General features: G+C 29.5%; 20 protein-coding genes. 11 read left to right on the top strand and 9 right to left on the bottom strand.

Annotated features, from left to right (window positions below):
• The first annotated feature begins 128 nt into the window (after positions 1-128).
• The 5 genes from rlmN (at position 129) to P161_RS0104295 (ending at position 4,790) form a co-directional block, all read left to right on the top strand.
• Positions 129-1,166, top strand: a complete 1,038-nt coding sequence (gene rlmN, locus P161_RS0104315) for a 23S rRNA (adenine(2503)-C(2))-methyltransferase RlmN (RefSeq protein ID WP_026775829.1) — start codon at positions 129-131, stop codon at positions 1,164-1,166.
• A 55-nt stretch (positions 1,167-1,221) separates the two neighbouring features.
• Positions 1,222-1,458 carry a DUF433 domain-containing protein gene (locus tag P161_RS0104310; protein ID WP_026775828.1) on the top strand — a complete coding sequence of 79 codons (237 nt, stop codon included), beginning with the start codon at positions 1,222-1,224 and terminating at the stop codon, positions 1,456-1,458.
• Positions 1,442-1,765 (top strand): DUF5615 family PIN-like protein, encoded by a 324-nt coding sequence (locus P161_RS0104305; protein WP_026775827.1) that lies wholly within the window; start codon positions 1,442-1,444, stop codon positions 1,763-1,765. Before P161_RS0104310 ends, P161_RS0104305 begins: the two co-directional genes overlap by 17 nt.
• Before the next feature lie 101 nt (positions 1,766-1,866).
• Entirely contained in the window at positions 1,867-2,844 is a 978-nt protein-coding gene (locus P161_RS0104300; protein ID WP_026775826.1) for a polyprenyl synthetase family protein, read from the top strand.
• Between the two features lie 65 nt (positions 2,845-2,909).
• Positions 2,910-4,790 (top strand): hypothetical protein, encoded by a 1,881-nt coding sequence (locus tag P161_RS0104295; RefSeq protein ID WP_026775825.1) that lies wholly within the window; start codon positions 2,910-2,912, stop codon positions 4,788-4,790.
• A gap of 1 nt (position 4,791) precedes the next feature.
• Here P161_RS0104295 and P161_RS0104290 read toward each other — a convergent pair whose 3' ends face one another.
• Positions 4,792-6,300: a GH3 auxin-responsive promoter family protein gene (locus P161_RS0104290; RefSeq protein WP_026775824.1), complete on the bottom strand. Its 1,509-nt coding sequence runs from the start codon at positions 6,298-6,300 to the stop codon at positions 4,792-4,794.
• Positions 6,301-6,359: 59 nt separating this feature from the next.
• Here P161_RS0104290 and P161_RS0104285 point away from each other — a divergent pair, with 59 nt between their 5' ends.
• The 3 genes from P161_RS0104285 (at position 6,360) to P161_RS0104275 (ending at position 8,887) form a co-directional block, all read left to right on the top strand.
• Positions 6,360-7,151 carry a DUF2797 domain-containing protein gene (locus P161_RS0104285; RefSeq protein WP_026775823.1) on the top strand — a complete coding sequence of 264 codons (792 nt, stop codon included), beginning with the start codon at positions 6,360-6,362 and terminating at the stop codon, positions 7,149-7,151.
• Positions 7,152-7,253: 102 nt separating this feature from the next.
• Positions 7,254-7,844: a hypothetical protein gene (locus P161_RS0104280; RefSeq protein WP_026775822.1), complete on the top strand. Its 591-nt coding sequence runs from the start codon at positions 7,254-7,256 to the stop codon at positions 7,842-7,844.
• Between the two features lie 89 nt (positions 7,845-7,933).
• Complete coding sequence (locus tag P161_RS0104275) at positions 7,934-8,887, top strand: carbon-nitrogen hydrolase family protein (protein WP_026775821.1); 954 nt, start codon at positions 7,934-7,936, stop codon at positions 8,885-8,887.
• Positions 8,888-9,108: 221 nt separating this feature from the next.
• Here the strand turns inward: P161_RS0104275 and P161_RS0104270 are convergent, their stop codons facing one another.
• The 8 genes from P161_RS0104270 to P161_RS0104235 all read right to left on the bottom strand — a co-directional run bounded on the left by P161_RS0104270 (position 9,109) and on the right by P161_RS0104235 (position 18,247).
• A complete protein-coding gene (locus tag P161_RS0104270; protein ID WP_026775820.1) occupies positions 9,109-9,915 on the bottom strand; it encodes a Cof-type HAD-IIB family hydrolase in 807 nt (268 codons plus the stop codon).
• A 1-nt stretch (position 9,916) separates the two neighbouring features.
• Positions 9,917-10,933, bottom strand: a complete 1,017-nt coding sequence (locus P161_RS0104265) for a LacI family DNA-binding transcriptional regulator (RefSeq protein WP_026775819.1) — start codon at positions 10,931-10,933, stop codon at positions 9,917-9,919.
• Between the two features lie 59 nt (positions 10,934-10,992).
• Positions 10,993-12,384: a hypothetical protein gene (locus P161_RS0104260; protein ID WP_026775818.1), complete on the bottom strand. Its 1,392-nt coding sequence runs from the start codon at positions 12,382-12,384 to the stop codon at positions 10,993-10,995.
• Entirely contained in the window at positions 12,384-13,874 is a 1,491-nt protein-coding gene (locus tag P161_RS0104255) for a cellulose synthase family protein (RefSeq protein WP_026775817.1), read from the bottom strand. The genes P161_RS0104260 and P161_RS0104255 overlap by 1 nt, the downstream gene beginning before the upstream one ends.
• Positions 13,874-14,566 (bottom strand): glycosyltransferase family 2 protein, encoded by a 693-nt coding sequence (locus P161_RS0104250; RefSeq protein ID WP_026775816.1) that lies wholly within the window; start codon positions 14,564-14,566, stop codon positions 13,874-13,876. The genes P161_RS0104255 and P161_RS0104250 overlap by 1 nt, the downstream gene beginning before the upstream one ends.
• Entirely contained in the window at positions 14,567-15,103 is a 537-nt protein-coding gene (locus tag P161_RS0104245) for a toxin-antitoxin system YwqK family antitoxin (RefSeq protein WP_231494698.1), read from the bottom strand.
• Positions 15,104-15,169: 66 nt separating this feature from the next.
• Entirely contained in the window at positions 15,170-16,792 is a 1,623-nt protein-coding gene (locus P161_RS0104240; protein ID WP_026775814.1) for a 4Fe-4S binding protein, read from the bottom strand.
• Positions 16,793-16,897: 105 nt separating this feature from the next.
• Positions 16,898-18,247 carry an NAD(P)/FAD-dependent oxidoreductase gene (locus P161_RS0104235; RefSeq protein ID WP_026775813.1) on the bottom strand — a complete coding sequence of 450 codons (1,350 nt, stop codon included), beginning with the start codon at positions 18,245-18,247 and terminating at the stop codon, positions 16,898-16,900.
• A 259-nt stretch (positions 18,248-18,506) separates the two neighbouring features.
• On the opposite strand from P161_RS0104235, the gene P161_RS0104230 reads away from it, so the two are divergent.
• The 3 genes from P161_RS0104230 (at position 18,507) to P161_RS0104220 (ending at position 21,834) form a co-directional block, all read left to right on the top strand.
• On the top strand, positions 18,507-19,508 hold the full coding sequence (locus P161_RS0104230; RefSeq protein WP_026775812.1) for a glycoside hydrolase: 1,002 nt from the start codon (positions 18,507-18,509) through the stop codon (positions 19,506-19,508).
• An 86-nt stretch (positions 19,509-19,594) separates the two neighbouring features.
• Entirely contained in the window at positions 19,595-20,428 is an 834-nt protein-coding gene (locus P161_RS0104225) for a universal stress protein (RefSeq protein ID WP_026775811.1), read from the top strand.
• A gap of 8 nt (positions 20,429-20,436) precedes the next feature.
• Positions 20,437-21,834: a hypothetical protein gene (locus tag P161_RS0104220; RefSeq protein WP_026775810.1), complete on the top strand. Its 1,398-nt coding sequence runs from the start codon at positions 20,437-20,439 to the stop codon at positions 21,832-21,834.

The raw sequence follows: 21,834 nt of genomic DNA, 5'->3' as shown, positions 1-21,834 counted from the left end.
CGCGTTTAGAATTTATTTTGAGCGAAGTCGAAAGGTTTCAATCGCTAACGCAAGCCAATTTAATAACAATAGTTATAAGCTAAAATTATATACGTATTTTTGCATATCTATTTTAAAAACTAGAAAACTTGATTAAAAAGAAAGACATAAGAGCCTTAACTAAAGAGCAATTGCGAGATTTTTTTGTAGAAAATGGCGATAAAGCATTTCGCGGAAATCAAGTATATGAATGGCTTTGGAGCAAATCTTTACATACTTTTGAAGATATGACCAACATTTCTAAACAAACCAGAGAAATGTTAGAGAACAACTTTGTAATTAATCATATAAAAGTTGATTCTATGCAAAGAAGTGAAGATGGTACCATAAAAAACGGCATCAAATTACATGATGGTTTAATTGTAGAATCTGTTTTAATTCCCACAAAAAAAAGAACAACAGCTTGTGTTTCTAGTCAAGTTGGTTGTAGTTTAGATTGTAAGTTTTGTGCAACTGCTCGTTTAAAAAGAATGCGTAATCTAAATCCTGATGAAATTTACGATCAAGTTGTTGTGATTGATAAACAGAGTAGATTGTATCATAATCACCCTTTAACAAACATTGTTTTTATGGGAATGGGTGAGCCTTTAATGAACTACAAAAATGTTTTGAAATCTATTGAGATGATTACATCTCCTGAAGGTTTAGGAATGTCGTCTAAAAGAATAACAGTTTCTACTTCTGGTGTGCCAAAAATGATAAAAATGATGGCAGATGAAGAGGTGAAGTTCAATTTAGCAGTTTCTTTACACTCTGCAATTGATGAAGTTAGAACCTCAATTATGCCTTTTAATAGCACATTTCCTTTAGCAGATTTAAAAGAATCTTTAGAGTATTGGTACGAAAAAACCAAACGTGCAATTACGTACGAATATATTGTTTGGGAAGGCATCAATGATAAAAAAGAAGACATAAAAGCATTGGTTGATTTTTGCAAAGCTGTGCCTTGTAAAGTTAATTTAATTGAATACAATCCTATTGATGATGGCGAGTTTCAACAAGCAAGTTCAGCTGCAATTAATAGCTATATTTCTAATTTAGAAATGAACGATATTACTATAAATGTTAGGAGAAGCAGAGGTAAAGACATTGATGCTGCTTGTGGGCAATTAGCGAATAAAAGTTAGGTTTATTGAATTTTAAATTTAAAGAAATTTTTGTATATTTATAAAAAGTACTAAAATGGAAACAAAAAACATTCTACATAAATATGTTACGACTTCTGACGATATTTTAGGAGGAACTCCTGTTTTTAAAAGTACACGTGTTCCAGTTAAAATTTTATTTGATTATTTGCAAGGAGGAGAAAACTTACAAGATTTTTTAGAAAACTATCCAACAGTCAAAAAAGTTGCTGCAAAAAAAATTTTGGAATTATCTGCATCTTATATTTTAGACAAGAATGAAACTGCTGCTTGACGAAAACTTACCAAAAAAATTAAAATACAGATTTAGTGAGAATTTTGAAGTTTTAACAGTTCCAGAAATGGGTTGGTCTGGAATAAAAAATGGAGATTTATTAAAACAAATGCACTCTAAAGGATTAAAAGTTTTGCTCACTTTAGATAAAAATTTTAGTTATCAGCAAAATATAGAAAAATATTCTATAACTTTAATAGTTTTGAATGGCATAGATGCCAGATATAACTCTTTAGTAAGTCTTATACCAAAAGCGGAATCTTTTTTAGATATTGATATAAAACCTGGAGTTGTTATTATAGAATAATTTTTATCCATATTTTTTGTTTTTATTAACCTACACTTCAACTCATAATAAACCTTAAATTTTGTACTTTTACGAGAAATACTGTAACTACTTCAACTTAAATGAAACCAGTAGAACTTATAAAACTTCCCATTAAAAATGAAATGGAACTCTTTGAGAAAAAGTTCAAGGATTCTATGTTGTCTAAAGTGCCACTTTTAAATAGAATTACCTATTATATTGTTCGTAGAAAAGGAAAACAAATGCGCCCAATGTTTGTGTTTTTGGTTGCAAAAATGGTTTCTAATGGTGGTTTTGATGAGCGAACTTACAGAGGAGCCTCTGTTGTAGAATTAATTCATACAGCAACTTTAGTACATGATGATGTTGTAGATGATTCTAACAGAAGACGTGGTTTTTTCTCTCTAAATGCTTTATGGAAAAATAAAATTGCTGTTTTAGTGGGCGATTTTTTACTCTCTAAAGGATTGCTTTTATCCATAGATAATGAAGATTTTGATTTGCTAAAGCTAATTTCAATTGCAGTTCGTGAAATGAGCGAAGGTGAATTACTCCAAATTGAAAAAGCTAGAAAATTAGACATTACTGAAGACGTTTATTTTGATATTATCAGACAAAAAACAGCTACTTTAATTGCAGCTTGTTGTGGCATTGGTGCAGCTTCAGTGGGCGCTAATCAAGACACTGTGCAACAAATGCGAAAGTTTGGCGAATATATTGGGATCGCTTTTCAAATTAAGGATGATTTGTTTGATTATTCTGATGAAAAAATAGGGAAACCTACAGGAATTGATATCAAAGAGCAAAAAATGACCTTGCCTTTAATTTATACGTTAAATAACTGTTCAAAAAAAGATAAAGCTTGGATTATCAACTCAATCAAAAAATACAATAAAGACAAGGTTAGAGTAAAAGAAGTAATTGCTTTCGTAAAAAATAACGGGGGAATTGAATACACCATTTCGCAAATGAATGACTACAAAAGTAAAGCATTAGCCATTTTAAATAATTACCCAGAATCTCCTTATAAAACCTCGCTTTTACAAATGATTGATTATGTTGTTGAGCGAAAGGTTTAGTTTTTTATAACTGGAATTTTTTAGTATTTTTGAAATTATCGATTTCTGATAATCCAATCAAAGCTATGAAAAAAATATTCCTCCTTATTGTACTTACTTTTATTGTTACATCAAATTTAACCGCACAAAATTTTTATGATATTCGTTTTAGTCAAAATTCGAACACAGATGCTAATTGCGGTTATTTTAATGCATATTTTAAAAATACTCCAAAAGAAATTGGTTACTCTATTTTAAGAGAAGGTAATAAACTGTATTTTCAAATTACTGATAAAAATTGGGGAATTAATTTATTCAAAAAAGCTGGAGATGGAATTGCTATAGATGTAGTTTCGAAAACTAGATATAAATGTGATTCTATTATAGAAGATTCTCAAATTAGAGGTACAATTTTACAGCCTGTTTATGCAAAACAATTGGTTAGAGGTTTTAAACCAACTTTAGGAAATAGATTTAAAACTTTTGTTGGTACAGTTCCTGCAAATTTAGAAAACGAAGAATTAGAGTTTAATATCCTGTTTTTAAATAATAAAGTACTTTGTAGATATCAAAGAATTTATAATTTAGAATCCTATCCTTGGGATTTGTTAGATATGGGTGTTTATTTAGATTCGCTTACCTATAAATCAAAAGAAATAACAACCACAAAAGATAAATTTGTTACAAAATATAAAAAACTAAAATTTGTAATTCCGTTTCAAAAAAACAAAGCTGCTTATTTACCTGAAGATATAAAACCTGTTTATGATTCTTTAAAGTTGACAGATTTTAATATCAAAAAAATAAATATCAAAGCGTATTCATCTATTGAAGGGAGTTTAGAAAGAAATTTAGAACTACAGAAATTACGTGCAGAAAGTATTGCAAAATCGATGCAATCTTTTCAAAAACCAGATATTGAAACAGAAATTTCATCTGCCGAAAATTGGGTAGAGTTTTTGAATGACATCAGCAAAAGCAAGTATAAAAATTTAAAAGAACTCTCTAAAAAAGAAATCAAACAGAAAGTAGTAGGTGCAGTTTCTAATGAATTAGAAATCTATTTAAAAAACCATAGAAAAGCAGTCATCACTTTAGATTTAGAGAAAAAGGATAAGTACAAAGAAATGACAACCAGTAAATTAATTACTGTTTTTAATGATTTTATACTGAAAGAAAATATTGAAGAAGCGTTAATTGTGCAAAACTCAATTTTTGAGAAATTAAAAGAAGAAAACTCGCCAGAAAAATTACAACAACTAAATGTACCTAAGCAATTAAAGTTTGTTCCTGTTTTAAATAAAAATAGCATGTTTAAGTATTTGTTGAATATTAGTTATGCTAAAATAGCTTTTGACGAACTTAAAAAATTAGAGCAACTAGATCCAAAAAACATAAAAATAAAGTATAATTTGGTGGTTTTACGGTTCGTTATTTGGGAGAATAATTGGGAAAAAATAACCATTGCAGATTTTAAAAAAGATATTTATCAACTTAAAAAAATAGGTATTAAGGCTAATTTAATTGACAGAATGTTTGTCAACTTTCATATTGTGAAAGCAAAAAAGAATATGATTGCAAAAAATTATGATGCTAAAGATGAATCAATAGATTTTATTGTGGATACTTATGAAAATTTTAATTTATCGAACTTTGATTATTTAAGTTTGGCACAGTTTTTAAATTATTATGCTAATAAAGATGATGCTATTGATTTGTTAGATGAAAAAGTTAGAACAATTACTGTGGATGAAGATTTGTTGTTTTACTATTTAAACTTAACAATTACCAATCAATACAATGTGGCATCTAACAATTACAGAACCATGATGTTAAATGCTATTAATATGAATCAAGAAAGATTTTGTAAAATTTTTAATGCTTCTTTAAATGATGGGGTAACTTTTCAATTATTAGAGAACGAGTATTTAAGAAAAACCTATTGTGAAAGTTGTGCAAAAGAGTAGTTTATAATGATAACAATTCTTCAACAAAAGCTCTAGAATTAGATAATCTTGGTACTTTATGTTGTCCACCTAATTTGTCTTTTTTCTTTAACCAGTCATAAAATAAACCGTCTTTAGCCACATGAATTTTAGGCATTGCCAAGGTCATAGAATTATAACGTTTTGCTTCATAATCTGAATTTATGGCCTTTAAAGCATTGTCTAAAAGTTCTGTAAAATAATCCATATTTTCAGGTTTTTTACTAAACTCGATAATCCACTCATGTCCACCACTTTTTTTATCTTCCATAAAAATAGGACCAACAGTATAATCAATAATTAAAGAATTTGTTTTTTCAGTTGCCATTTTTAGGGCATCTTCTACATTTTCGATATTTAATTCTTCACCAAAAACATTAATATAATGTCTTGTTCTGCCAGTTATTTTAATTCTATAAGGTTCTAAACTTGTAAATCTGATGGTATCTCCAATTAAATAACGCCATAAACCTCCATTTGTAGTAATAATTAAAGCGTAATCAATTTCTTTTTTAACTTCGGATAAAGGAATTGTTTTCGAGTTTTCACCATTATAATCAGACATCGGAATAAATTCATAGAAAATTCCATAATCTAACATCAACAATAATTCTTTTGATCCGTTGTTATCTTGAATTGCAAAAAAACCTTCAGAAGCATTGTAAATTTCATAATACTGAAAATTCTTTTTCGGAATTAGTTTTTTGTATTGTTCTCTGTAAGGATTAAAATTAACTCCTCCATGAAAATATACCTCCAGATTTGGCCAGACTTCTAAAATATTGTTTTTTCCTGTTCTTTCTAAAACTCTATTTAGCAGCACCAACATCCAACTTGGTACACCAACTAAACTTGTAATATTTTCGTTGATGGTTTCATCAATAATGGCTTCCATTTTGGTTTCCCATTCAGATAATAAAGCAACTTCTTGGCTTGGAGCAGAACTATAATCTGCCCAAAAAGGTAGGTTTTCTGTTATAATTGCAGACAAATCTCCAAAGTAAGAACTGTTGTCTTCATAAATATCTGAACTGCCTCCTAAACGCAAACTTTTACCCGTAAAAAGCTGTGTTTCTTCATTATTATTAATGTATAAACACAACATATCTTTGCCAGCTTTCATGTGGCAATACTCTAAAGCTTCATCACTTACAGGAATAAATTTACTTTTTGCATTGGTAGTGCCACTACTTTTTGCAAACCATTTTATGTTGGTATGCCAAAATAAATTCTGTTCACCTTTTCTGCAACGTTCAATTAATGGCTCAATGCTTTCATATTTTTGAATTGGCACTAATTTTGCAAAATCCTCATAGGTTTTAATCGACGAAAAATTATGCTCCATACCAAATTCGGTTCTTTTTGAAGAAGAAACCAATTTTAATAAAAGTTCATTTTGAACATCTATTGGATATTTTAAAAACAACTCAATTTGATGAATTCGTTTTTTAAGAAACCAAGAAATGATAGAATTTACTATGGGGAAAGCCATAAATTAAGTTCGGTTTTTTTGTAAATTTGTTGAAGGCTAAAAATAACAAAAATTTATTTATGCAATATCAAGGAGTTTTAAAAAAAATGAAAACTGAAAATGCCGATGAAATTCAGTATTATTTAGATATGAAAACTGATTTTTTAAACTTGAATCAGTTACTGAACAAGGAAATATCCATCAGTTTTATAAAATACGAATGTTTAAATTGTCATTTAGAAAAAGAAATTTACAGACAAGGTTTTTGTAAATCTTGTTTTTTTGAGATTCCAAATGCAGCAGATTGGATTATGAGACCTGAATTAAGCCAAGCACATTTAGGGATTGAAGATCGAGATTTAGACTATGAAAAATCGGTACAATTAAAACCACACATTGTGTATTTGGCAAATTCTAGCAACGTAAAAGTTGGAGTTACCAGAAAAGGACAAGTACCAACAAGATGGATAGATCAAGGAGCACACGAAGCTATAGAAATTGTGGAAGTGCCTAATAGATATTTAGCAGGAATTACAGAAGTTGCCTTAAAAGAGCACGTTGGTGATAAAACCAATTGGCGAAAGATGCTAAAAAATGATATTGAGGACGAAAATTTGGTGGAATGGAGAGAGAAATTAAAACAATACATTCCTGATGAAGCCAGACAGTATTTCATAGAAAACAATTCAGAAACGAATTTGAATTTTCCTGTGCATAAATATCCTGCAAAACCAAAAAGTTTAAATTTGATAAAAACACCAAATTTTACTGGAAAGTTGGTTGGAATTAAAGGTCAATATTTAATTTTTGATGATGAAACTGTTTTTAACGTAAGAAGTAACGAAGGTTTGGTGGTTGCTATTGAAATATAAATTTTCCCTCTGTGAAAAAACTCTGTGCGACTCTGTGTAATAGTTTTACACGAAGATTCACAGAGAAAACACAGAGATGCACAGAGTAATATTTAAGTTGACATGAAAAAACTTTTTATTTTATTATTGGTTTTCTCTTCATGTAAAAATGAGGTTTATTATTATCCATCAAAAAGTTTTTTTGATGAAAATAATCCTCAAGAAATTAGTATTGATGATTTAAATTTTGAAGAAATAATTGATACTGTTTCTAATAAGATATTTAAAAAAGAAAGACTTTACATTACGCTTTTAGATAAAAATAAAGAAATTAAAATAAGTCCTTTTACTTATAGTGGAGGTTTCATAAAAGAGAGAAATGGTTTAGAAATTAATAATGATAGTATTTATATTTTAGATAAAAGATTTCCTAAATCTGATATGCAGAAGTATTTTAAACTTCATTATGAGAATAATAGTAGAATAGAACATTTTTCAACTTCACCAAATTATGCATTTATTAAAATTGTTTTGAGAAGAAATGAAGAAGGTAAAAAATTAAAAAAAATGTTATTAGAAATTATAAAAAATTTTGAAGATTCTAATATTGAAAATAAGGAAAGCATTGATTTATCTATTATGTTGAGTTTGCCTTTAGATACAGAATTTTCAGATATTCCACCACCTCCAAAATTTTTGGAAATAGATGATTGATATAAAAACTCCGCGAATCTCTGTGAAAAACTCTGTGCGACTTTGTGTAATAATTTTACACAAATAGTAAAAAATAAATATTTAAACTTATGAAAAATAACCTACTTAAAGTAGCATTAGCACAAATATCTCCAGTTTGGTTAAACAAAGAAAAAACCATAAAAAAAATTGAAAAATCAATTTTAGATGCTTCAAAAGAAAACTGTGAACTCATTGTTTTTGGAGAAGCATTATTACCTGGTTATCCTTTTTGGATTGCCTTAACAAATGGTGCTGAATGGAATTCATCAACTCAGAAAGAAATTCATGCACATTATATCAGAAATTCGATTACCATTGAAAAAGGTGAATTAGATTCCGTTTGTAAACTAGCAAAAGAACATAAAATTGCTATTTATTTAGGAATTATGGAACGTGCTCAAAATAGAGGAGGACATAGTATCTACGCAAGTTTGGTTTATATTAACGAAGAAGGAGATATAAAATCTGTCCATCGAAAATTACAACCTACTTTTGATGAACGTTTAACTTGGGCTCCAGGAGATGGAAATGGTTTGCAGGTGCATCCGCTAAAAGAATTTACAGTTGGAGGTTTAAATTGTTGGGAAAATTGGATGCCTTTACCAAGAACAGCTTTGTATGGTTTGGGTGAAGATTTACATATTGCAGTTTGGCCAGGATCAGATCATAACACCAAAGACATTACACGTTTTATTGCAAGAGAATCGCGTTCTTTTGTGATTTCTGTTTCTAGTTTGATGCAAAAATCAGATTTTCCACTTGATGCTCCTCATTATGATAAAATTGTAAAAGATGCTCCAGAAATTTTAGCAAACGGAGGTTCTTGCATTGCAGGTCCAGATGGCGAATGGCTTATTGAACCAGTCATCAACAAAGAAGGTTTACTTATAGAAACGTTAGATTTTAATCGAGTTTTAGAAGAAAGACAAAACTTTGATGTTGTTGGCCATTATTCAAGACCAGATGTAACCAAATTGCATGTAAACAGGGAAAGACAAAGTACAGTTTCTTATGATGATTAAAAGGTATTATAACTTTTCCTCACACTTTATAATTTCGTAGAAATCTCACACACAGTTCACATTCTTGTGTGAGATGCTTCCAGCAAGACAAACTATGTGGGAATTGTTTTGAGATAAGTTTAAAAACTTAAAATTGAAGTAATTAACTAACAAAACCCTCTGCGAATCTCTTTAAAAGAAATCAAGAGAAACTCTGTGAATCTCAGTGTAAGAAAATGTAATTACAAAGAAGCAATCAGTTTTTCCAAAACTCGTTCAACACCAAAATTATCATTACTTTCAGTAGAAAAATCTGCCAAAGCTGTAATGTCTTTATGCGCATTTTTCATTGCAAAACTAAATCCAGCTTGTTGCATCATTTCTATATCATTATGATAATCGCCAAAAACTATGGTTTGTTCTTTGGTAATGTTCAGTAAGTTTTGAAGATAATTCAAAGCAATACCTTTGTTAGATTTTTCATCGGAAATATCCAACCAATTTTGCCCTGAAACTTTTAATAGAATTTCGTTTTCTAAGTGTTTTATTTTAGGATGTATAAACTCTTCTGAAGATTCATAATGAAAAACGGCAACTTTATAAACAGGAATTTTTTCTGCAATTTCCATTAAGTCATCAACAACTTCAAAGCTTGCATAATATTCTTGAAATAAATCGATAAAACGTGCATCTTTACTTTCAATATATGCTGCATCATCACAACATAAAACGATGTTTGCACCATTTATTTCTCTTAAAATTGGCAATATTTTTAAAATTTTATCAGCATTTAAAAAGTTAGAAAGTAAAATTTCTTCACCTTTTTTTGCTACACCACCATTTTCTGCAATTACATAAATTTCGTCTTTAATTTTATCTAATCGTTCAACAATGCTGTTGTGCTGTCTGCCACTTGCTGCACAAAATAGAATGTTTTTTTGCTGTAGTTTTTTAAAAATGTCGAAGAATTGATTGCTAACTTGGTGATTGGAGTTTAGCAAAGTACCATCCATATCAGAAACTACTAATTTTATTTTTGATAAATCCATTTTATGCTCTTGTAGAATCTCTAATTACAATATCTGTTTTAATAACTTTAGTAACGATATCAGTATTTTTATTTTTTAATTTATCAATCAAAATTTCTGCAGCAGTTGCTCCCATTTGTTCTCCATGTTGACTAATAGTTGTCATTTTTGGACTGGAATGTCTTGATAAAATTCCATTAGAAAACGCAATTACAGCAACATCTTTAGGTATTTTTTTGCCACTTTTTTTAATGGCTTTCATGGTAGAAACTGCCACAGATTCGCCAGTTGTAATTACAGCATCTATTTCTGTTTCTTTTACAAAAGGTTTTACTTGTTTTACATATTTTTTATAATCTCTTTCTAAAATATTTAAAACCAAACTTTCATCAAAAGGTAAACCTACTTTTTCTAAACCTTTTTTGTAGCCTAAAAGGCGTTGTTCTCCAATATGTAAATCGCTAATGGTAGAGATAAATGCAATTTTTTTATGTCCTTTTTTATATAAAAATTCCACAGTGGTTGCAGCTGAGTTTAAATCATCTGTTACAACTTTATCACATTCAATAGATTTTGCAACCCTATCAAACATTACAATAGGCGTTCCGTTTTCGATAGATTCTTTAAAATGATCGTGCTTGTTATTTAGTTCGGTTTCTTTTGCCATCGATAATAAAAAGCCATCGATACTTCCATTCGAAAGCATTTCAATAATTTCTACTTCCTTATCATGAGATTGGTTGGAAATGCACGTAATTACTTTGTAGCCTTTTTCTAATGCTGTTTTTTCTATCCCTTTAAATACTTGTGCAAAAAAGTAATTGAGCATTGTTGGCATAATAACACCAATTGTTTTTGTGCTTCTATTTTTTAAACTTAACGCATTAAAGTTAGGTTTGTAATTGTTCTCTTTAGCGTATTTCTGAATTTTGTCCTTGGTAGCTTCACTAATTTCATAGCTATCATTTAAAGCTTTAGAAACTGTGGAAATAGAAACATTAAAATGTTTGGCAATATCTTTTATGGTTAGTTTCTTCATCTAAAAAAAATTTAATTACGAAGATATAAAATTATACACCGTTAAAATTTGTGAAAGTATTAATTTATCAATTTTTTTCTACGAAACCTTCGTATTTCATAAAAAATGTAAGAAAATACAACTATATATTCAAGAGCTACAAACCATAAATTTTCTTGCCAAGGAGTATTTGCGTATGCTTGATAGCTTAATATGATAACCAAACTCCAAACAATTGGGAATTTATATTTTGTAAAAACCGATAAAATTATCGGAGTTGCTAAATACCATGGATGCACAGTAGTTGCTGTAAAATAATAAAAACAAAGCGCGAAAAGCATTGCTGTAAATAGTTGTTTTAGTGATGTGTTTTTTCTGAAAAACGTTAATATCATCAATATTAAAATGGTTAAAATTGGAGTGATTTTACCAATAATAGCAATTTCATTATAACCTCTAAACAAATAACCAATTTCTCTAAAAATATAATAGAAACTTGCATTAAACTCAAATTTACCAAACCATAATCCAACTGATTTTGAGTAGTTTGCTATTAATGTTGATGACAAAAATGGCAAAAATAAAATGATAAAAGTTAGAATTGTTATTAGATAAAATGATGTTAATCGTAATATATTACGAGTTTTCAACTGCGCTTGAACAGACATAAGTTGGTCTTTTCGAGGATTTTTTTCACAAACAAACCATTGAAAAAATAAGGGTAAAAATAATAAAGGAATCAATTTTACGGAAATAGAACAGCCGATTAAAATTGCTGCTAATATCCATTTTTGTTGGTATAATTTATACATTCCAAACATAAAGAAGAATAGCATTACAGGTTCAAAATGCAAATTCCCTGTCATTTCTATAATGATAAAAGGATTTAAAATATACCAGAAAATGTTTTTGTTGGGTAGATTGAGCTTTTCTAAAAGTTTTTTTCCAAAATACAGAATTCCAATATCGGCTAAAATAATGATCAACCTTAAAACAATTACAGAACCAAAAATACTTTTGCTAGCAAACAACGCTGCAATAAAAAAACAAAGCTGATTTAAAGGTGGGTAATTTGTATAATGACTTCCATTTAATTCGCCCATTCCTGCATACAATTCTTCTGCATCTGCAATTGGGAAACTGTTTTGTTGTACAATATTTTCTGGCAAGGTTACATACGGATTTAAACCTTCAAAAAGTAGGCGTCCATCCCAAATAAATCTATAAAAATCTTGGGATAAGTTTGGGGTTGCAAAGAAGAATACCAACCTAAAAAGTACTGCAATTATTACGAGGGTTTTAAATGATATTTCGTTGTTTTGCATCAATAGATAAAAACAAGCAAAAAGCAGAAACCACAGAGAAACAAGAATGTTAAATTCTGTTCTTTCTAAAAAATAAGCAAAGAAAACATACAAAATAATGCTACTAAAAATTAGTAGTATGTTTTTGTATTTGCTAAAAAAAGGCATTAAGCTTTAGAGAAAATTGACTTAAAAAAGACATAAGCAAATCCAATAAAAAGCATAAAATGGAAAGGGAACAATCCAAAATCTCCTCCTTGATCACCCACTATAAATGCGCTATACATTCCAAAAACGAAATAAATGGCTAAAAGCCCTTCTAAAATTACATGAACAGAGGGTTTCTTTTTAATGTATTTATTGTTTTTCCAACCATCTTTAATGGTTTTAATATTAAATTTTGGAGTTCTTACAAATTCACTTTTTTTACCAATATGCCCTTCTAAAACTGCAATTGTATTGTGTAGCGAAAAGCCCATGGCAACAGAGAAAAATGTAAAAAAGGCACCAATATATCTAAAGAATCTAACAAAACCACCACCATAAATATTTTTATACATGTGCCAATAACACACAAAAAAGATCAAAGAACTAGCTACAAAAAAGCTCATTACATAAAAATAATTTTTTAAATGCGCATATTCATTTTTGATGTATAACATTGGAATACTCAACACAGCAACTAAAAAAATACAGATAAACATAGAGCTGTTTAGCAAGTGTAAAAGTCCGTGGATTTTAGTTTTTATAGAGGCGTTTTTATTGGTAATAATACGTTTTACCATTTTCTGGAAATTTTCTGCACCACCTTTATTCCATCTAAATTGTTGCGATCTTGCTGCACTAATAATTACGGGAAGTTCTGCAGGAGTTTCAACTTTTTCTAAATACTTAAATTTCCAGTTTTTTAATTGGGCTCTATAACTTAAATCAATGTCTTCTGTAAGTGTATCTCCTTGCCAATTGCCAGCATCATAAATACATTCTTTTCGCCAAATACCAGCAGTTCCATTAAAATTTATAAAATGGCCTTTGCTATTTCTACCTACTTGTTCTAGCGTAAAATGCGCATCTAACATAAAAGCTTGAATTCTAGTTAGTGTAGAATAATTTCTGTTGATATGACTCCATCTTGTTTGAACAACGCCAATTTTTTCATCTTTAAAATAAGGAACTGTCTGCAACAACCAATCTGTTTTTGGTAAAAAATCAGCATCAAAAATGGCGATAAATTCACCTTTAGCAGTTTTTAAACCTTCTTTTAAAGCACCAGCTTTAAAACCTTGTCTGTTTGTTCTTCTAATATGTTCAATGTTAATTCCCTTTTCTTGAAGTTTTTTAACATGCTTTGCAGTTATTTCTACAGATTCATCAGTAGAATCATCTAAAACTTGAAACTCTATTTTATCTTTAGGATACTCTATTTTTGCAATGTTTTTTAGCAAACGTTTCATTACATACAACTCATTAAAAACGGGTAGTTGTATGGTTACAAAAGGAATTTCATTTGGGTTGTTAAAGTCTAATTTAGGAGCATTATCTTCTTTATTTCTATACTTCAAATAATTGATAAGCAAGTTTAACTGTGCAAGTGCATAGATAAAAATTAGCACCAAACAGAACGTATAAATAAATATTACAATATACTCTAAAATCATTATTTAAAACTATATTTAAAAATCCAACCTAAAATTTTTCCTCCTGCAAATATAGTACCTTTTACTGTACCTGAAACTTTTGAGACCCCTATTCTGTTTCTATATTTTACAGGGATTTCTTTGTAAGTCATTTTTTGCTTTAACACCTTTAACTGCATTTCTACTGTCCAACCATAGGTTTTGTCCTCCATGTTTAAAGCTAATAATTTATCATATTTAATAGCTCTAAAGGGTCCTAAATCGGAGAATTTTGCTCCAAAAAACAGTTTCATTAAAAAAGTTGCCAGCCAATTACCAAAAACTTGTTGAGGAGTCATAGCACCATTTTCGCGTAATTCTTTTACTCTTGCACCAACTACAAAATCGATATTTTGATTGATAATCGGTGAAACTATTTCAGTTAATTGTTCTGGATAATCAGAATAATCGCCATCTAAAAAAACGATAATATCTGGTTTGGTTTTAAGTTTAGATATGTAATCCATTCCCTTTAAACAAGCATAACCATAGCCTTTTCTTGTTTCAGATAAAACAGTTGCACCAGCTTTTTTTGCATTAATCTCTGTATAATCAGTAGAGTTGTTGCTTATTACAATTATTTCATCTACAATATTGGGAATATCTTTAACAACATTAGCAATAGAATCTTGCTCATTATAAGCAGGAATAATAACTTTTATAATTGGCTTCATCTATCTTAAATCAAATATGTTGTTTTCTTTTTTAAAAGAGGATAAACTTGTCCATTCTTTTATTTTTTTACCTTCTTTAAATTTTGAGGCCTTTATTATTTCTTCTTCTTTATAAACCAAACAATATCCGTTTTTCTGATTATTTTCTAGTTGGCATTTATAACTTATAATTCCATTTTCATTATAAAATAACCACCAATCTTCTTTAATACCTTTTTTAAAATGACCTTCTTTTTCTTTGATGGCATTTTCGGTGTAAAAGTACCAATATTTTACTTTTTGACCTTTTTTATAGCTACCTTCTTGCTTTAAATTTCCATTTTTGAAATAAAACTTCCAGTAATCAACTTTTTTATCATCTAAAAGCCAACCTTCTTCTTTCATTTGCCCAGAATCATAATATTCTTTTTGATACGTTTTTTGAGCGAAAGAATTTATTGAAAGCAATAATATTCCTATTAAAATAATATTCTTACAAATACGCAAAGGCGCAAAGTTTTTTTTGTTTTGAGAAATAACGGATTTTAAGTTATTCATTTTATACATACAGATTATAGTTTACAGAAAATTGAGACTGCAAACTAAAAACTGTTTTGCAGAATACTATTTCTTATTAATTAAATTCATTAAGTCAACATCATTTCCTAGTAAGATTTCTGTTGGATTTATTCTTCCATCTTCAGGGCCGTTTTCTAACTTTAAAACACCTCTTGGGCAAACTGCAGAACAAACTCCACAACCCACACAACTAGAACGTATAATGTTTTCTCCTTTTTGTGCGTAGGCTCTTACATCAATTCCCATTTCACAATACGTAGAACAATTTCCACAAGAAATGCATTGGCCACCATTTGTGGTAATTCTAAATCTTGATTTGAAACGTTGAACCATTCCTAAATACGCTGCTAAAGGACAACCAAATCTGCACCAAACTCTGTTTCCAAAAATTGGGTAGAAACCTGTTCCAATAACTCCAGCGAACCAAGCACCTATCAAGAAACTATACGTATCTTTTACCCATTGGGTTTTAATTCCGAGCAAAGATTGTGCTCCAGAGAAGTAACAATACAAAGTAACGAGTGTCATCACTAGAGAAAAAACCAACACAGAATGTATTAACCATCTTTCTAACTTCCACGCATTTAGGCTTTTATCTGAATGTTGTCTGTAAGGATCTCCTAAAGTTTCTGCCAAACCTCCACAACCACACACCCAAGAACAATACCAACGTTTTCCGAAGAAATAAACCATTACTGGCACAATTACCAAGGTTAAAACGATTCCCCAAACCAAAATAAAAAGTCCAATAGAACCACTTTCAGTTAAAGTTTTTAAATTCCATTCAAAGAAAAAATCATAATCTAAAGGAAAGGCATTTTTAAAATCATAACCAGGCTGATTTAAGCTTGTCATAATTTCTGGAATTAAAAAAGCAAATACAATTTGGAAAAATAAAACAGAGGTAGTTCTTATAATTTGATATTTATTATGCCTGTATTTTATGTACATTCTTACAGCCATTGTTACCATAATTGTACAATATAAAAATCCGTAAACAAACCATTGAGATGCTTCACCACCATTTAAAGCTTTGCTAATAGGATCTAGAATAAAGGTCCAGTTTACAACATAATCTGCCATAAAATATAACACAAGGTAAAATACAACTAAATACACTAAAACCAACCAAGCAATCCAGCCTCTGTTGGTAGATGCTTTATGGTAAATACCGTCGTTTTTTATGCCTGGTTTTCCTAACAATACCAAGTTTGGTAGCATGAACATTAATGCTCCAAATATGCCTAACCCAAAAGTTAAAAACCACATGAAACCAGCATTTTCTTTTACAAAACCACTTCCTGCTTTTTTGGCGATTTGAAAACTGATGGTGTGCGGTTTTCCATCAATTCTATATTGATATTGAGCCCCTTTTTTATCCCATTTTTTCTCTTTATTATATTTTGCAATTAAATCATTATAATGCTTGTTGTTTGTTGCTACAGCACTTCTTACTCGTTCAGAAAACTCAAAAATGTTTAAATTTTCATCAGTAACAATTGCTTTTGATAATTCTTCTTTTATAATTTCACTTTTATATCCTTTTTCTTGAATAAAAGTGTCTAATTCTTTTTCTGTAAAACTAAAATTACCTGTAAAAACAGATGCTGTAAAAATGGTTAATCCTATTAAAAAGACTACTAAACCTGTATATTTTATAAATTTCATTGAGTTTTTTTATTTCCTGCAAGGTCTCAAAGACCTTGTAGGTATTTAATTGTTATTGTACTTTATAAACCTACAAGGTTTTAAAAACCTTGCAGGTTGATTTATTTAAACTTTAGAGAAAATTCGTTTCCAACTTTTCTTTTTAACCTGAATATCTGTGTTATTTTCTTGATTGAATTTTGCTATAATATCTTTTTCATACAAATTGTAAAATTCAGGATCAAAATTGGCGTCTTTTAAATATTCTAAAACGTGCTCTATTTTTTGATTTTCTGTCAGCCATTTGTCAAAAATTTCATGACGCATTCTCATACCAAAGGTGTTGATTCCTAAAAATTGATGCGAATTTCTATCATAAGAAATAGTAATACAAATATTTTCTTGAGGATGTTTCCATTGAAAATAAGCTTCATTTTCTTGTTTATTTCTTTCGCTAAAAACCCAACCATAGGTTTGGTATTCAATGTCTAAAAATTTGGCAGAATTAAACCAATGTCCAGGATTGTACTCCATTTTATTACCACAAATAGTTTGTGCTAAAACTTCGCCCATCATTCTTCCTGTATACCAAACAGCTTCAATATTTCTACGTTGTCCAATGGCTTCATGTTGCTCTGCACAATCGCCAATTGCATAAATATCTTTTATATTAGTTTCTAAAAATCGATTGACTAAAACCCCTTTTTTAGTTTCGATGCCAGAATCTTTTAAAAAGTCGATATTTGGAGTTACTCCAGCTGTTAAACCAACTACGTTACAAAAGATTTCCTCTCCAGTTTCTTCAATAATGATCGATTTTACATGGCCATTTTCATCACTTTTAATTTCTTTTAAATTGGTTGATAAACGCAAATCTATGTGATGCTCTTTGATGTGTTTATTAATCATTTCAGATTCTTGAGCAGGCAAAACGCCGTTCCAAAAACTATCTTCACGCACTAAAAAAGTAACAGGAATTTTTCTGCTTCTTAACATTTCTGCCAATTCAATTCCTATTAAACCACCACCAACAATTACAGCTCTTTTGCAAATGGCATTATTTGGTGCGTGTTTCTCTAAATTCTCTAAATCTTGCTTATGATACATGCCCATAACTCCCTCTAAATCTTGTCCTGGCCAACCAAACTTATTGGGTTTAGAACCAGTGGCAATTATTAATTTATCAAAAGAAAGTGAAGAATTATCTTTAAAATTTAGTGTTTTTTTATCAACATTAATACTAGAAACATAGCCTTCTTTTAGGTTGATATTATTCTTATCCCAAAACCAATTTTCGTAAGGTTGTGTGTGTTCAAATTTCATATGTCCCATATAAATATACATGAGTGCAGTTCTGGAAAAGAAGTATTTAGTTTCTGCAGAGACAATTGTAATTTGTTTATCAGAATTTTTTCTGATGTGTCTTGCAAGGGTAACACCAGAAATTCCATTACCAATAATAACGATATGCTCCATAATTAGCGAATTGATTGTTTACTTTAAGTCGAAGCGAAAGTTAAGAACTTAAAAGTTACTGATAGTTTAGAATTGATATAAATAGGGTTGTTAAAATAAACTGATTTATTTTTAATTAAAACATCAAACTACAACAGTATTAAACTTAAAGGTTTTGCGTGGTACATTTGAATGCGAAAATAATACCAGTTTACACCCAATTTTTAACATGGGTTTAAGAGCGTTGTTTTAATAAAAAGAACTATTTTTCGGGTGATTTATGAAAACATATAAACTCCCTTTTTTACTATTGATATTCTTGCAATTCGCTTGCAATAGTCAAGTGAAAAAAATAAACGGATTAAGCTTTGTAGCTTCAAGAGATACCATTGATGCTAAACATATAAACCCAGCTTTAAAAACAAATAGCAATTATGTTGCTTTGATGCCTTACAGTTTTATCAGAAATATTGACATTCCTAAAATCGAATTCAATACAAATAGAGAATGGTTTGGCGAAACCAAAAACGGATTATTACAATATGCTAAAGAATTTCAAAAAGTTGATGTAAAAATTATGGTAAAACCGCACTTATGGCTAAGAAGAGGTGGTTTTACTGGAGATTTAAAACCAACTACTGAAGAAAATTGGATTCTTTTAGAAAACTCTTACAGAGATTATATTTTAACCTATGCAAAAGCTGCAACAGAATTAAATGCAGAGATACTTTGCATTGGTACAGAACTAGAAGAATTTGTAATGAATAGACCCATGTATTGGCAAGAATTAATCAAAGAAATTAAAGAAGTTTATAACGGTAAATTAACATACGCTGCAAATTGGGACGAGTTTAAACGTATTCCTTTTTGGGGACAATTAGATTTTATTGGTATTGATGCGTATTTTCCTTTGAGTGATAAAAAATCGCCAACTGTTCAAGATTTTGAAATGGGTTGGAAACCTCATAAAGAAGAAATTATAAGAATTCAGAAAAAATATAACAAACCTGTTATGTTTACAGAATTTGGATATAGAAGCATCGATTTTACAGGTAAAAAACCTTGGGATGCTAATAGAGTAGAAGGAAATTTAAATTTACAAGCACAAGCAGATGCTTTGCAAGCCATATATAATCAATTTTGGAACGAAGATTGGTTTGCTGGAGGTTTTATTTGGAAATGGTTTCATGCTCATGAAAGAGTTGGTGGCAAAAACGACAACAGATTTACACCTCAAAATAAACCCGCAGAAACTTTACTACACCAATTATATAAACAATAAGTTTTATTTAAAATATGATAAAAGTCTTGTCATATAAGGTAAAAGTCGCTTAAATTTGTGTATTAACTATAAAAAAATAGAACACCATGAAAAAAATAATTGTACCTATAGATTTCTCAGAATTTTCAGAATATGCTTTAAAAGCTGCAGTACTATTATCAAAAAAAACAGAAGTGACTATTTATGCTTTGCACATGTTAGATTTGCAAGAAGTAAGTTTATCTCAAAGTGCTGAATATACTCAAGAAAAAGCAATTTTCTTTTTAAAATTAGCAGAAAAAAGATTCAAAGAATTTTTGCAAAAAGACTACTTAAAAGATATTAAAGTTGTACCAATTGTAAAACACTATAAAGTGTTTAGCGAAATAAATAACATAGCTAAAGAAGTAGATGCAGATTTAGTAATTATGGGATCTCATGGAGCAAGTGGTTTAAAAGAATTTTTTACAGGTTCTAATACAGAAAAGGTAATTAGATATTCAGATATACCAGTAATGGTGCTAAAAAATGAATTAAAAGATATAGATTTTGCAGATATTGTATATGCTACAGATTTCTCTGAAGAATCTGTAGATGCGTTTAAAAAAATGCTAACCTCTTTAGATTTTTTAAATGTTAGAAAACATCTTTTATATGTGAATTTACCAAACGATAAATTTAAAACCACCCCAGAAATGGATGCTTTAGCCAATAAGTTTTTAATGAAAGCAGAAGGTAATATAGATCGTTTAATAAACGTTAACTTTGTGTGTGCAAGATCTATTGAAGAAGGTGTTTTAAATTTTTCTAATGTTATTGGTGCAGATTTAATTACACTAATTACTCATGGTAGAAAAGGCTTGTCTCATGTTTTTTCAGGTAGTATTTCAGAGGATATTTCAAATCATGCTTCCTTGCCCATTATGACTTTTAAAATGTAATTTTTTTTATGAAATTAAAATATCTCCTCACTTTTGTTTGTTTTTCGCTTTTGTTTTTTTCTTGCTCAGAAGACTCAGATACAACTGTAGCAAGGAATCTACAAGGATATTTAGATGAAAACTCAGGGAGAGAAACAGATACTTTAATTGCGTTTGCAGCAAATGCAGAGGGCAATACAGCCTTAACGTATATTTATTATTATCCAGAAATTGGTGCTACAGATATTCGATATTATCAAACTAATGATACCTCTGCAGATAAAACCGATTATAACAATTATAGAAGACAAAGTTTAGCAACTGAAGCTGTTTTTGGAGGAAAATTACAACGCTTTTCAAGATCTGGAGCAACAGAAACGTGGTGTTTAGTAACTTATATTAAAGAAGGTAAACTTTATATTTCAGATCCAATTCTTTTAAAAAATGTTTCAAAAACTACAGAATATTCAAATGATGTTAGCATCAAATATAAAACGAATGTGGAGCCAAATTTTACTTGGGAAGATGGTGCAATTGATGAAAACGTTCAGTATTTTCAAGTAATATCTGATGAGGCAAATGATTTCAAATCAGGCACTTTTACAACGGATACATTTTTTCAATATTATGATGAAAGTAGTTTTGAATCAACCATAAATTTAACAACTCCAGAATCTTTGGTAGAAGATGAAGTGTATAATTTTACAATGATGGGCATCAGCGAAGATAATTGGGTAAATTTAATTATTGAAGAGCAATTTATACCAAAAAATCTAGCAGAATATGTTGCTGAAAATTCAGATAAAACGTTAGATACTTTGATTGCTTTTGCAAGTTCTGCAAACGGAAATAGAGAACAAACCTATATTTATTTTAATTCTATTACTGGTGCTTTTGATTATCGTTATTACGAAACTGATAATATAAGTGTAGACCAAACTAATTTTAGTAATTATAAGAGAAGAAGTTTACCAGAGGCTACAGTTTTTGGTTCTAAATTAAGGCGTTTTACACATAATTCCTCAGACGAAGTTTGGTGTTTGGTAACTTATTTTACCGAGGGTAAATTGCATATTTCTGAACCCATAAAAACCCAAAACAACTTTAAAGCTACAGAATATTCTACAGAAATAGAAATTATAGAAACAGCGCCCTTAATGCCCGTTTTTAATTGGACAAATATTGCTTTTGAGAATACTACAAATTATTTTCAAGCTGTATCAACCAATAGTAACACATTTTTATCAGGTACGTTTACTACTGAAAAAACGTTTCAATATTATAATGAAGCTAATATAACAGGCAAAATTCATACGGTAACTCCAGCAAATTTAATTACAGATGCTACTTATAAATTTGCATTATTTGGTATAAGTGATGAAAATTGGGTAGGCTCAGTAATACAAACTTCTTTTATAGCCAGGTAA

The organism is Polaribacter sp. Hel_I_88 (assembly GCF_000687935.1).
Classification (GTDB): Bacteria; Bacteroidota; Bacteroidia; order Flavobacteriales; family Flavobacteriaceae; genus Polaribacter.
This window is presented reverse-complemented; position numbering and strand designations above follow the sequence as displayed.